Genomic DNA, 12998 nt, shown 5'->3' with positions numbered 1-12998 from the left:
CACCATGCAGGAACAGGACAATTTTGAGACGCTGGAGGCCGCCGGGACGGTGGAGGAAGCCGCGGAGGCCATAGAGGAAGAGGCGGTCGTCAGCGACACCGGGGAAGAGCTCGCGCGGGAATTCCGGGCGGAGGCGGACGAGGGGGATGTGGACGCCGCGGAAAGCGTGCCGAAGGTCAAGAAGCTGTTTACGCTCAACTTCGCCCTCCCGCTGGAGGACTACCTGGATTTCTACCGCATCATGAACGCCGCGAACGTGAAGAAGAGCAAAAAGAAGATGACCATTATGGGCGCCGTCGAGATCGTCGTCGGTCTGCTGCTGGTCCTCTCGGTCGTGCTGGGATATTCCAAGGCCACGCCCCTTTCGTGGGTGCTGCTGGCCATCATCTTCCTGCTCGGCTTCCGCAGCCTCTTTTACTACAGGTTCTTCTACGAGCGGGCGCTCTTCAAGGCGGTCAACAGGGAGTACCAGAAGAACGCCTACCTGCGGGAAAAGATGCTGATCGACTTCTACCCCAACAAATGCGTCGAGCACATCCAGAACAAGACGGTCGAGACCTACTGGCACACGATCGATTCGGTCAAGGAGTCGGAGGGGCTGTTTTTGATCATGCTGGAGCCCCGCCGTTGCCTGCTCGTCCCGAAATCCCAGATCGAGCCGCAGATCGACGCGGTGGAGAAGTTCCTCGCGGAGATGTGCGAAAACTATGAAAAGCCGAGGTATCAGGTATGAGCGATGAAAAGAACCCGGTCGTGACCGGGGAGCAGGAGACGGAGGAGCAGGCCGTCCTCCAGGCGGACCCGGAGGAGCCCGCCGCCACGGCGGAGGACGCCGGCGGGCCCGGGGCGGACGAGCTTGACGACGAATTCGACGACGACGAATACGAGAGCCGCCACGCCGAGGTCGACTACGGCCGGGTGGAGTTCTCCTATGAGACGCGCGAGGCGGACGTGCTCGACGGGGTCGAGATCTCCGACCGGAAGAACCGGGTCGACGCGCACCGCAACTTCCAGCTGCTCGGCGTGTTCGTCGTGATCTGGATGTTCTGGGGGGACCTCTTCAAAAACAACGGCACGCAGACCCTCGTCAGCTGGGTGATGGTGATTGCCGCGCTCGCGCTGCTCTTTTTGATTCTCAAGTTCCCCGCGAACAACAACCGCAAATACGCGACGCGGCTGAAGGAACACTCCCCCCGCTTCGAGCTCGCGGCCACCCGCGACGGCATCGACGTGCGCGAGGGGGGCGGCAAGTACTACATCGCCTTCTCCGGATCGTGCAGCGTCTACGACTACAAGGGCGTCTACGCGATCTGCTACGACAAGAACAAGGTCGTCGCCGTCCCCAAAAACCAGCTCGACGAGGCCACCGCCGAGCGCTTTTGCGGCGTGCTGCGCCAGGGGCTCGGCGACCGGTTCGAGAAGGTGGCCGAGGACACGCGGCGGCCCCTCTTCGGAAAGAGGAAATGAGTTTCCGGCGGAAATCCAGGCGGCCCGAATAGGAGATGATACAGATGAAGAAGGAAACCCATGATTCCAAGGACGACGTGTTCGATTCCGAACTGATCGAACAGCGTATGCATAACATCGACATCGAAAGCGAGATGAAGAAATCCTTCCTCGACTATTCGATGTCGGTCATCGTCAGCCGCGCGCTGCCCGACGTGCGCGACGGCTTAAAGCCGGTGCACCGGCGCATCCTCTACACCCTGCACGAAAACGGCCTCACCCCCGACAAGGCCTACCGCAAATGCGCCGACACGGTCGGCAGCGTGCTCGGCCGGTACCATCCGCACGGCGACGCGTCGGTCTACGACGCGATGGTGCGCCTGGCGCAGGACTTTTCGATGCGCTACCCGCTCGTCGACGGCCACGGCAACTTCGGCTCGGTCGACGGCGACCCGCCGGCCGCCTACCGGTACACCGAGAGCCGCATGAGCAGGATGTCCCTCTCCCTGCTAACCGACATCGAGAAGGACACCGTCGATTTCATGCCCAACTACGACGACCGCCTCAAGGAGCCGGTCGTGCTGCCCTCCCGCTTCCCCAACCTGCTCTGCAACGGGTCGACGGGCATCGCGGTGGGCATGGCGACGAACATCCCGCCCCACAACCTCGGCGAGGTGATCGACGCCGCCTGCATGCTGATCGACAACCCCGACGCCTCCCTCGAGGAGATCATGCAGCACATCAAGGGGCCGGACTTCCCGACCGGCGGCATCATCATGGGGCGGGCGGGCATCCGCGCGGCCTACGCCACCGGGCGTGGCAAGATCACCCTGCGTTCCCGCTGCGAGGTCGAGGAGATGCCCAACGGCCGCGAGCGGATCGTCGTCACCGAGATCCCCTACATGGTCAACAAGGCGCGGCTGATCGAGTCGATCGCCGACCTCGTCAAGGAAAAGCGGGTCGAGCAGATCTCCGACCTGCGCGACGAGAGCGACCGGGACGGCATGCGCATCGTCATCGAGCTGAAACGGGACGCCAACGCCCAGGTGGTGCTCAACCGCCTCTACTCCTACACCCAGCTCCAGGACACCGTCGGCGTCATCATGCTGGCGCTGTCGGGCGGCGTGCCCAAGGTCATGCCGGTCAAGGAGATCCTCACCCACTACATCGACTTCCAGGGCGAGGTCGTCATCCGCCGCACGAAGTACGACCTGCGCAAGGCGAAGGAGCGCGAACATATCCTCGAGGGCCTCAAGCTCGTCTGCGACAACACCGACGAGGTCATCTCGATCATCCGGCACTCGAAGGACGTGCCCGACGCGAAGCAGAACCTGATCGAACGGTTCGCCATCACCGATATCCAGGCGTCCGCCATCGTGGCGATGCGCATGGGCCAGCTCTCCGGCATGGAGCGGATCAAGATCGAGGAGGAGCTGGCCGCGATCCTTGAACGGGTGGCGGAATACGAGGCGATCCTCGGCGACTACGGCCGCGTCATGTCGATCGTCAAGGAGGAGCTCGGTGAGATCCGCCAAAAATACGCCGACGAACGCCGCACCGAAATCGTGGCGGTGAGCGGCGAGGTGGACATCGAGGACCTCATCCCGGTCGAGGACTGCGTCATCACCCTCACCCACTTCGGCTACCTCAAGCGGCAGCCGGTCGACGCCTACCGCACCCAGCGGCGCGGCGGCCGCGGCGTTTCGGGCATGACGAGGCGGGAGGAGGACTTTGTGGAGGAGCTCTTCATCTGCTCCACCCACGACTATATCATGTTCTTCACCTCCAAGGGCCGGTGCTTCCGGCTCAAGGGCTATGAGATCGGCGAGGGCTCCCGCACCTCGCGCGGCACCAACATCGTCAACCTTCTCCAGATGGATACCGACGAGAAGGTGACGGCGCTCATCAAGGTGGCGGCCGACGAGTACGACATGGACGACCGTTACCTCGTGATGGTCACGCGCAGGGGCGTGATCAAGCGCACCCCGCTGTCGGCCTACCGCAACGTCCGCCGCATGGGGCTCATCGCGATCGGGCTGGACGACGGGGACGAACTCGCCTGGGTCCGCCAGACCGACGGCACCAGCGAGCTGATCGTCGCGACGCGGGGCGGCATGGCCATCCGCTTCGACGAGCAGGACGCGCGGCCCCTCTCCCGTTCGGCGCGCGGCGTGCGCGCGATCACGCTCGAGGAGGGCGACGAGGTCGTCGGCATGGCGCGGGTGCGCAAAAACGGCGACGCCACCGTGCTCACCGTGTCGGAGAGCGGGCTCGGCCGCCGCACCGAGGTCAGCCAGTACCGCCTGCAGAGCCGCGGCGGCAAGGGCATCCGCAACTACTATGTCGACCGCAACGGCCCCGTCGCGGGGGTCAAGATGGTGGACGGCGACGACGACGTGATCCTCATCACCGACGACGGCGTCATCATCCGCATCCCCGTGCAGGAGATCACCGTGCAGTCCCGTTACGGCGGCGGCGTGCGCGCGATGCGCGTGGCGGAGGACAGCCGCGTGGTGACGCTGGCGCGCGCTCCCAAGGAGGAGGCCGCCGACGAGGAGGGCCCGGACGGGGAGCAGGACGGTCCCGCCGAAGAGGCGGCGCCGGAGGAGAGCGGTTCCTGAGGGTAAGACTGTCCCCGGAACGCGGGCAACCGCCCGCGTTCCGGGGACTTTTTGCGCGCAATCGGGAGGTTTCCCGCAAAATTCGGCCGAAACGCCCGAAAGCTCTGTACAAGCCCGGGTATTTTCGATATAATTGTTTCGTATGGTAAAAAATAAGAAAAAATTACGTAAAATGAAGTGGTGAAACAACTTGGATATTTTCGGGTTTATCAGCCTGCTGGGCGGATTGGCAATGTTCCTCTACGGCATGTCGATGCTGGCGTCCGGCCTGGAGCGCGCGTCGGGCGGCCGTCTTGAGCGGACGCTTGAGAAGATGACCGACACGGTGATCAAGGGGGTCGCGCTCGGCGCGCTGGTCACGGCGGCCATCCAGTCCTCCTCCGCGACAACGGTCATCGTCGTCGGCCTCGTCAACGCGCAGGTCCTCAAGCTGCGCAACGCCATCGGCGTCATCATGGGCGCGAACATCGGTACCACGATCACCGCGCACATCCTGCGCCTGAGCGACCTGCAAACGGACAACTTCTTCCTCATGCTCCTGAAGCCCAAATCTCTCGCGCCGCTGGCGATGATCGTGGGCATCCTCTTCTTCATGTCCGCCAAGCGCGACCGGCAGAAGAACATCGGCATCATCCTGCTCGGCTTCGGCGTCCTCTTCACGGGGATGTTCGCGATGGAGGGGGCGGTCGCCCCGCTGAGCAACGAGCCCTGGTTCACCAGCCTATTCGCGACCTTCCGCAACCCGGTCATCGGCATTTTGGTCGGTACCTTCGTCACCGCCGCGATCCAGTCGTCGGCCGCGTCGATCGGTATTTTGCAGGCGCTGACCTCCACCGGGCTGATCACCTATTCGATGGCGTTCCCGATCATCATGGGCCAGAACATTGGCACCTGCATCACGCCGATCCTGGCGTCGATCGGCGCCTCCAAAAATGCGAAGCGCACCGCCGCCGTGCATGTGAGCTTCAACGTCCTGGGCACCATCATCTTTGTCATCGGCTGCTACACCTTCCAGCACTTTGTGGGATTCTCCTTCTGGGACGCGCCGATCGACAAGGGCGGCATCGCGAACTTCCATACGATCTTCAACGTGACGGTGACGCTGCTCTTCATACCGCTGGTCGGCCTGCTGGAGAAGATCGCGCGCACGCTTGTCCGCGACAAGCCGGGCGACCGCGACCAGGAGATCACGGCGATCACGCTGGACGAGCGCCTGCTCGTCTCCCCCGGCCTCGCCGTGGAGCACGCCCGCGAGGCGGTCGTACAGATGGCGAACATCGCGCGGCAGAACTATCTGAGCGCGATCGGGCTGCTCTTCCAGTACGACCCCAAGGTGGTTGAACGGATCAACGAGAACGAGGACGTGGTGGACAAGCTCGAGGACCGCGTGGAGACCTACCTGCTGCGGCTGGGCGAGCGGGAGCTTTCGGACAGCGAAAACCGCAGCATCTCCGAGCTGCTGCACACCTGCGGCGAATTTGAGCGGGTGGCGGACCACGCGGAGAACATCTGCGAATGCGCGGACCGGATGTTTGAAACCAAGACCAAATTTTCCAAGAAGGCCACCGAGGAGATGCAGACGATCTGTGAGGCGGTCAAGGAGATCCTCGACCTGGCGGTCGACGCCTTCCAGAATGTGGACCGCAGGGCGGCGGCGAGCATCGCGCCGCTCGAAGAGGTCGTGGACGAGATGGAGCAGCTCCTCAAGGATAAGCACATCGACCGCCTGCGGCGCGGCAAGTGCACGGTGGACGCGGCGTTCCCCTATGTGGAGGCGCTCTCGAACATCGAGCGGATCGCGGACCTCTGTTCCAACGTGGGCGAGTCGGTGCTCACCTACGACAGCCGGATGGAGGAGATCGACCGCCACGAGTACAAACGACTGCACGGCGACCAGCACGACAGCGGCTACCAGGCGCAGTACGCGGCCTTTACGGCGAAGTACTACGGCCGCCTGAAAAAGAAGGCGGTTTCGGAATAAGCAAAAGTTTCGTCCGCCTTTTCAAAGGTGACGGGTGAGAAAAAGGCCGGCGCTTCGATCGAAGCGCCGGCCTTTTTCGAGGGCGGAGCCCCCAGCCCGGGCCCGCAGGCCCTGCTGCAGGCGCATTTTGGGGGTTTGGGGGCCTCGCTGCGGCGAGCGGCGCGGGGCTCTGCCCCGCGGCCCCGCGGCTTTTTGAAAAAAGCCGGCAAAAACCTTTGGTCAGTCGTCAGAGGAGCTCTGCGAGGAAGAGACGTCCGCCGGCGGCACGTAGGGCAGATCCCACTTGGCGATTTCCAGGCCGCGCGCGCGCACCTCGTCGATCAAATCGCCGAGGATCTCCGCGTTGTCGTGGCTCACCGCGTGCAGCAGGTAGATCGCGCCCTCGTGGATGAACTTTTCCGTGCGCTCCCGCGCCGCGTCCACGCCCGGCTGGTTGTTCGGGTCCCAGTCCTTGTAGGCGAAGCTCCAGAGCACCGTCGTGTAGCCCGTCTGCTGGACCATGGCGAGCGTCTGCTCGCTGAACGCGCCCTCGGGCGGGCGGTAGAGGGTCATCTCATAGTCGAAGTTCTCCAGCATGTAGTCGTGGAGCTCCTTGATGTCCGCATAGGCGTCGTCGAGCGACTTCTGGGTCGGGTTCCAGTGGTGGCTGGTGTGGTTGCCCACGACATGCCCCTCGTCGATCATCCGCCGGACGAGGTCGGGGGAGGACTTCACAAACGGCAGGGTGACGAAGAAGACCGCGCTGACGTTTTTCTCTTTAAGTACATCGAGGATTTGCGGGGTGTAGCCGTTTTCATAGCCCTCGTCAAAGGTTAAGTAGAACTTTCCGCAGTCCGCCGGGGCGATAAAATAGGCGCCGTACTGGCCGTACTCCTCCTGGTGCACCTGCGGCTCGGTGGTGCGGTTTGCTTCGTCGACGAGCACGCCGGGGCCCCATTTGACCTGATCGCTGCCAAGAGCACCGATTTTGTCAAAATCGGTGCTCATGGTAGTGGTCACGGCGCTTTCGATATTGGACGCGACATCCGAGACGCCGTCCTCAATGTCGGATAGCAGATCATCCGGCTCGGAGGAAGACGGAGCCATGGAAGAAGCGGCCGGGGCCGAAGAGGGCGCGACGCTCGAGGAGGACGTATTGTCGTTCCGCGAGGTGCACGCAGTCAACGAAACGAGCATAACGAGCGCCAATGCCGTCGCGATGAACGCTTTGGTTGATTTCATTGGATTCTTCCTTTCACATTTGAACTGGGAAACCAGCATAAACCGGTGAAATAACGTGGTTATTTCGCAGTTATTGTATGCATCCGCGCCAAAAATAACAGCCCGGAAACAAGGAATGATTTCCCAAAACAAAAGTTTTTAAGCGCGTTCAGAGCTTTCCGGCCTGCCGCAGCGCGTAAAATTTTAAAATGCCGAGCTGGGTTTTCGCGTCGGGGATTTCCCCGTCGAGCACCATCTGCACCGCTTTTTCCACCGGGATGCGGCGGACGGTCAAAAACTCGTCCTCGTCGAGGTGCTGCCGGGTGGGACGCAGCCCGGTCGCGTAAAAGATATGGATGATTTCGGTGTCGTAGGCGCAGGTGGGGTACATCTTCGCCAGCGGCTGGAAGAGGTCGGCGGCGCAGCCGCATTCCTCCCCGAGCTCCCGCATGCCGCATTCGGCGGGGTTCTCCCCCTTCTCCAGCTTGCCGGCGGGCAGCTCGAGCAGCACGGCCCCAAACGGGTAGCGGAACTGTGACACAAAGAGGATGTTGCCGTTCTCGTCGAGCGCGAGCACCGCCACGCCGCCCGAGTGGTCGACCACCTCGCGCGCCGCGGTCGAGCCGTTTTCCAGTTCCACCATATCCCGCCGCAGGCTCAGGATCCTGCCTTCATAAATCACCCGTGAATCGATCGTTTTCTCATAGTGGGCCATATCCCATGTTCCTCCTGTATCTCAGTTCCAATTTGATTCTCCAGACACGCCGCCCGCGCGGCGTTTTTTCCGGCTTGCCCGCCGTACTAATACGAGCCCTGCGCCACATAGACTGGGCTTAGAGGTGAGACGGCATGTTTGACGGATTTTACAGGGAGCCTCCCAGCTACGACAACATCCGCCGCGCGGTGTGCGAGCTCAAGGAACGGTTCCCCTTTTTAAAGACCTTTCCGATCGGGAAATCGGTCCTCGGGCGCAGCATCTACGCGCTGGGCATCGGGGACGTCTACCGGGGCACCCTGTTTGTCGGCGGCGTGCACGGGATGGAATGGCTGACCACCCTGCTGCTCTTCCGCTTCTGCGAGGATATCCTCAGCGCGATGACCACCGGCGAGCCGCTCGCCGACATCGATATGGCCCGCACGCTGGAAAACCGCTCGATCGCGATCATCCCCTGCCTCAACCCCGACGGGGTGGAGATCAGTCTGCACGGGGCCGAATCGGCGGGGCAGCTCTGCGCCTTCGTCGAAAAGGCGAGCGGCGGGGACGCCTCCCGCTGGCAGGCCAATGCGCGGGGCATCGACCTCAACCACAATTTCGACGCGGGCTTCCCCCAGCTCAAGGAGCTCGAGGAGCAGGCGGGGTTCACTTCCCCCGGGCCGACCCGTTACGGCGGGACCGCCCCCCACAGCGAGCCGGAGACCCGCTCCCTCGTGAATTTCTGCTGCGCGTTCGACCTGCGGCAGGCGTACGCCTTTCACTCCCAGGGGGAGGAGATCTACTACCGCTACGGGCCGCACACGCCGGTGCGCTCCCAGCTGATGGCACAGGTGCTGGCGTCCGCGTCCGGCTACAAGCTCGCTTCCCCCGAGGGGACCGCTTCCCACGGCGGTTTCAAGGACTGGTTCATCGACTGCCTGCACCGGCCCGCCTTCACGATCGAGATCGGCCGCGGGAAAAACCCCCTGCCCGTCGAGGAGCTCGAACCGATCTATGCGCGCCTTTTGGAGATGATGCTCATTTCGATCCTGCTCTGAGCGGATCGTATTTTTCGCAGAATCCCTCGATTGTGCGGAAATCCGCGATCCGCTCGCGCAGCAGCTCGTGGGGCCAGTCCCACCAGCGGATGCGCCCGAGCGCGGCGGCCGTCTCCCCGTCGAACCGCCGCCGCAGGCGCCGCGCGGGGACCCCCGCGACAACGTCGTAGGGCGCCACGTCGTGGGTCACGACCGCGCCAGCGCCGACGACCGCCCCATCGCCGATCGTCACGCCCCCCATGATGACCGCGTTGTGCCCGAGCCAGACGTCGTTTCCGATGACCACCCGTTGCTCCCGCCGCCATGCGACGACGCTGTCGTCGTCGGGGCCGAAGCCGTATTTCGTGCAGCGGTAGGTGAAGTGGTGCTGCGCCGGGCGCAGCGAGGAGGGATGGGGCGCGGGGTTCAGGCGCACCCCCGTCGCGATCGAGCAGAACTTCCCGATGTCCGAATAGATGATGTCGTTTTGGGCGAAGCAGTAGGAGTAGTCGCCCAGCCGGGTCTCTTCCAGCGCGCATCCGGGCCCGATCTCGGTGTAGGCGCCGAGGACGCAGTTTTTGACCGCGGAGGACGGGTGCACCGTCGGCCGCGCGGGAAGCGCGTGTTCAAAATCCATAGGCTTCCTCCTTGTGATGTCTCTCCTATTATATCTCTTTTCGCGCCAAAACAAAAGAGATTTTGTCGGGCGCGAAAAAGCAGACGCCGGCCCGCCAGCTTTTGCTGGCGGGCCGGCGTCTGCCGTTTTGGGGGAACAGGCGTTTTCAGAGCTTGCCGGCCTTGTGCAGGGCGTCCTTCAGGACGGCCTGCTCGGCGTCGGTAATGGGCGCGAGCGGGCCCCGCGCCGGGCCGACCCTGACGCCGGTCACGAGCTCGATGGCCGGACGCATGATCGAGTTGGGAAGGATGCGGCCGTTCTGGCCGCAGGCCTTGCAGAAGCGGTAGAGCGGAAGGAAGCATTCGCGCGCCTTTTCGTTTTCCCCCTTCGCGAAGGCCTCAAAGATCGCGCGGATCTCATGCCCGAAGATGTGCGCGCCGCCCGAGACGATGCCCATCGCGCCCTGCACGATGGTGGGCAGCAGCATCACGTCGTCGCCGTTATAGATGAGAAAGTCGGGATCGGCCGATTGCGTCGCGAGGAAGTAGTCGGTGACCTGGGTCGGATTCACGCCCGCCTCGTCCTTGACGCCGATGATGTTGGGGATGGCGGCGAGCCGCCCGACCGTCTCGGCCTCCAGGTTGACGCCGACAAAAATCGGGATGTTGTAGAGGATGATTTTTGCCCTGGTGGACTCGGCCACCGCCCGGTAGTGGCGGTAGATCCCCTCCTGGGTGGGCTTGTTGTAGAAGGGGCAGACGACGAGCATCGTATCGATGCCGAGCGCCTCGGCCCTCCGGGTCAGCGCGACCGTCTCCTTGGTGGAGGCGCAGCCGGTGCCGGCGATGACCGGCTTGCGGCCCGCGACCGTTTTGACGGCGGTCTCCATGAGCCTGACGCGCTCGTCGAAGGTGCAGAGGCTCGCCTCGCCGGTGGTGCCGGTGACGATGAAGCTGTCGCAGAGGTCGTTTTGGATGAGGTATTCGATCAATTCGGCGTAGCGCCCGTAGTCGATCTCCTCGTTTTCGCCGTAGGGGGTCACGAGGGGCAGCAGGATCTTGCCGTATGTTTCGCGCAGGTTCATGGATGGGCCTCCCTCTTTTGATATGATTGTCTGATGACAAAGAAATTATAAACCGGAACCCGCGGAATGTCAACAGGTGAGACCGCTTTTAAATGCGCGTATCCGGACAAAATCTTATGCTTATTATTGTTAGTATTCCATAAAAATATAAAATAAAGAGAAAAAAGATTGACAATTAACTGCAAAGCCGTTATTCTGTATTTGAGATCAGACAATATTACCGAATTGCAAAGGAGGCCGTTGCATGGTCAAGGCAATCGAAGGGATTATCGCGCCGCTGGTCACCCCCTTTGACGAGGCGGGGCGGCTCGATGCCGCGCGCGCCAAGGGGGAGATCCGCCGCCTCTTGGACGCGGGCGTGGACGGGATCAGCCCGGGCGGCAGCACCGGAGAGGGCGCGGCCCTCACCGACGGCGAGCTGGCGGAGCTCGTCCGCCTCATCCGCGCGGAGGATCCGGAGATTCCGGTGATCGCGGGCGTCATCCGCAACAGCACCCCCGCCGCCGTCAGCGCCGGGCTCGCGGCGAAGGAGGCGGGCGCCAACGCGCTGATGGTCACCCCCGTCTCCTATAACGTGCTCGTCCCGGACGACGAGGGAAATTACAACTTTTACCGGGAAATATCCGACAGGGTGGGGCTCCCGATCGTGATCTACAACGTCGTGCCTCAGAACACGATCACCGCCCCCCTCTTTGGGAAGCTGCTGGAGATCGAAAACGTCGTCGGAATCAAGCAGAGCGTCGGCGGCATCATGGCCTTCTACGAGATGAAGATGGTCAACGGGAAGCGCGGCAAGGTGTTCAGCGCGACCGACGACATGCTCTGCTCGACCTACGAGCTGGGGGCGGACGGCGCGATCTCGGCAATTTTGACCGTTTTTCCCGAGCTCTGCGTGGAGATGTGGAAGGATTTCAAGGAGGGCCGGCGGGAACACGCGCTCGAGCTGCAAAACCGCATGTACTTCACCTGGCAGGCGATCGCGGGCAGCCAGTTCCCCATCCGCATCAAATACGCGCTACGTCTCATGGGCCGCGACGCGGGCTGGCCGCGCGGGCCGATCTGCCACATGGGCGAGGAGGAAAAGCGGCGCATCCGAGGCGCGCTGGAAGAGGGCGGATTTCTGGAGACCGTAAGCGCGGACAAAGGAGAGTGAAGCAGATGGCGGACAACCGTTTTTCCTACGAGGGGATGAAGGCGCTTTCCGAGACGGTGTTCCGGCGGTACGGCTACTCGGAGGAGGAGGCGCGGGAGATCACCGACGTGCTTTTGACGGCCGACCTCTTCGGCATCGAGTCGCACGGGTGCCAGCGGATGACCCTCTACACAAACGGCATCACCAGGATCGGGCGGATCAAGCGGGACAGAAAGCCGGAGGTCGTCCGGGAGACGCCCGTTTCCGCGCTCATTGACGCGCACGAATACATCGGGCAGGTGGCCGCCATGATGGCGACCCGGCTTGCAATTGAAAAGGCCAAAAAAACAGGCGTCGGGATCGTGTGCGTCAAAAACTCCAACCACTACGGCATCGCGGGCTACTACGCGCGGATGATCGCGCGGGAACACCTGCTGGGCGTCTCGATGACCAACACCGAGGCGATCATGATCCCCACGAACGGCCGGCAGGCGCTGCTCGGCACCAACCCCATCGCGGTCGGGATGCCCGCCGAGCCCTATCCCTTCCTCTTCGACGCGGCGACGACCGTCGTCCCGCGCGGCAAGGTGGAGGTCTACGCGAAAAAGGGCCTGGAGATCCCGGCCGACTGGGCGATGGATTCGGAGGGGAAAACGAGCACCCTCCCCCGGCGGGTACTGGACGATATCGGCAAAAAGCAGGGGGGCGGCATCCTGCCGCTCGGCGGGGCGCGGGAGCAGTTCGGCAGCCACAAGGGCTACGGCTTCGGCATGATCGTCGAGATCATGACGGGTATTTTGGCGGGCGGCGTGACGAGCGACGAAATCCGCAAGCGGTTCGACTGCGACCGGTGCAGCCACTTTTTCCTGGCGGTCGACTACGGGATGTTCGGCGACCGGGAGGAGACCGAACGCCGCCTTTCCGCCTACCTGAATAAGCTGCGGGAGTCCCAAACGGCGCAGGGCGCGCCCTGCGTCTACACCCACGGGCAGAAGGAGATGCTCGCCTGTGAGGAAAACCTCCGCCGCGGCATCTATCTCAACGACAAGACGCTCGAGGAGATCACCGCCCTTTGCCGGGAGCTGGGCCTCCCGCCGGAAACCTATCTGATCCCGGTGCCGCAGGAGGCGCCGGAAGGATAAAACAGACACCGACACAAGTTGGGGACCAACAAGGAACAGGAGGTA

The 12998-nt window shown here is 63.0% G+C and carries 11 protein-coding genes; 7 read left to right on the top strand and 4 right to left on the bottom strand.

Features of this window, described 5'->3' with window-relative positions:
* The first annotated feature begins 4 nt into the window (after positions 1-4).
* The 4 genes from C1A13_RS14465 to C1A13_RS14450 all read left to right on the top strand — a co-directional run bounded on the left by C1A13_RS14465 (position 5) and on the right by C1A13_RS14450 (position 6048).
* Positions 5-733 carry a YcxB family protein gene (locus C1A13_RS14465; RefSeq protein ID WP_101553131.1) on the top strand — a complete coding sequence of 243 codons (729 nt, stop codon included), beginning with the start codon at positions 5-7 and terminating at the stop codon, positions 731-733.
* Positions 730-1467 (top strand): YcxB family protein, encoded by a 738-nt coding sequence (locus tag C1A13_RS14975; RefSeq protein WP_101553130.1) that lies wholly within the window; start codon positions 730-732, stop codon positions 1465-1467. Before C1A13_RS14465 ends, C1A13_RS14975 begins: the two co-directional genes overlap by 4 nt.
* A 44-nt stretch (positions 1468-1511) precedes the next feature.
* Positions 1512-4067, top strand: a complete 2556-nt coding sequence (gene gyrA, locus C1A13_RS14455; RefSeq protein WP_242970886.1) for a DNA gyrase subunit A — start codon at positions 1512-1514, stop codon at positions 4065-4067.
* A 190-nt stretch (positions 4068-4257) separates the two neighbouring features.
* Positions 4258-6048 carry a Na/Pi cotransporter family protein gene (locus C1A13_RS14450; RefSeq protein WP_242970885.1) on the top strand — a complete coding sequence of 597 codons (1791 nt, stop codon included), beginning with the start codon at positions 4258-4260 and terminating at the stop codon, positions 6046-6048.
* Positions 6049-6267: 219 nt separating this feature from the next.
* Here C1A13_RS14450 and C1A13_RS14445 read toward each other — a convergent pair whose 3' ends face one another.
* Together C1A13_RS14445 and C1A13_RS14440 are read right to left on the bottom strand one after the other, a co-directional pair.
* The gene (locus C1A13_RS14445; protein WP_101553127.1) at positions 6268-7269 is read right to left on the bottom strand and encodes a polysaccharide deacetylase family protein; all 1002 of its coding nucleotides are present in this window, start codon (positions 7267-7269) and stop codon (positions 6268-6270) included.
* Positions 7270-7417: 148 nt separating this feature from the next.
* Entirely contained in the window at positions 7418-7963 is a 546-nt protein-coding gene (locus tag C1A13_RS14440) for an NUDIX domain-containing protein (RefSeq protein WP_101553126.1), read from the bottom strand.
* 134 nt (positions 7964-8097) lie between these two features.
* Here C1A13_RS14440 and C1A13_RS14435 point away from each other — a divergent pair, with 134 nt between their 5' ends.
* Complete coding sequence (locus C1A13_RS14435; RefSeq protein WP_101553125.1) at positions 8098-9000, top strand: M14 family metallopeptidase; 903 nt, start codon at positions 8098-8100, stop codon at positions 8998-9000.
* Here the strand turns inward: C1A13_RS14435 and C1A13_RS14430 are convergent.
* Both C1A13_RS14430 and dapA read right to left on the bottom strand, forming a co-directional pair.
* Positions 8981-9616 (bottom strand): DapH/DapD/GlmU-related protein, encoded by a 636-nt coding sequence (locus tag C1A13_RS14430; protein ID WP_101553124.1) that lies wholly within the window; start codon positions 9614-9616, stop codon positions 8981-8983. The genes C1A13_RS14435 and C1A13_RS14430 overlap by 20 nt on opposite strands.
* Positions 9617-9761: 145 nt before the next feature.
* On the bottom strand, positions 9762-10679 hold the full coding sequence (gene dapA, locus C1A13_RS14425; protein WP_101553123.1) for a 4-hydroxy-tetrahydrodipicolinate synthase: 918 nt from the start codon (positions 10677-10679) through the stop codon (positions 9762-9764).
* A gap of 244 nt (positions 10680-10923) precedes the next feature.
* Between dapA and C1A13_RS14420 the strand changes: the two genes are divergently transcribed.
* Together C1A13_RS14420 and C1A13_RS14415 are read left to right on the top strand one after the other, a co-directional pair.
* On the top strand, positions 10924-11832 hold the full coding sequence (locus tag C1A13_RS14420) for a dihydrodipicolinate synthase family protein (protein ID WP_101553122.1): 909 nt from the start codon (positions 10924-10926) through the stop codon (positions 11830-11832).
* A gap of 5 nt (positions 11833-11837) precedes the next feature.
* Entirely contained in the window at positions 11838-12953 is a 1116-nt protein-coding gene (locus tag C1A13_RS14415; RefSeq protein ID WP_101553121.1) for an Ldh family oxidoreductase, read from the top strand.
* Positions 12954-12998 lie beyond the last annotated feature (45 nt).

It is taken from the genome of Anaerotruncus massiliensis (ex Togo et al. 2026), assembly GCF_900199635.1.
Classification (GTDB): domain Bacteria; phylum Bacillota; class Clostridia; order Oscillospirales; family Ruminococcaceae; genus Anaerotruncus; species Anaerotruncus massiliensis.
This window is presented reverse-complemented; position numbering and strand designations above follow the sequence as displayed.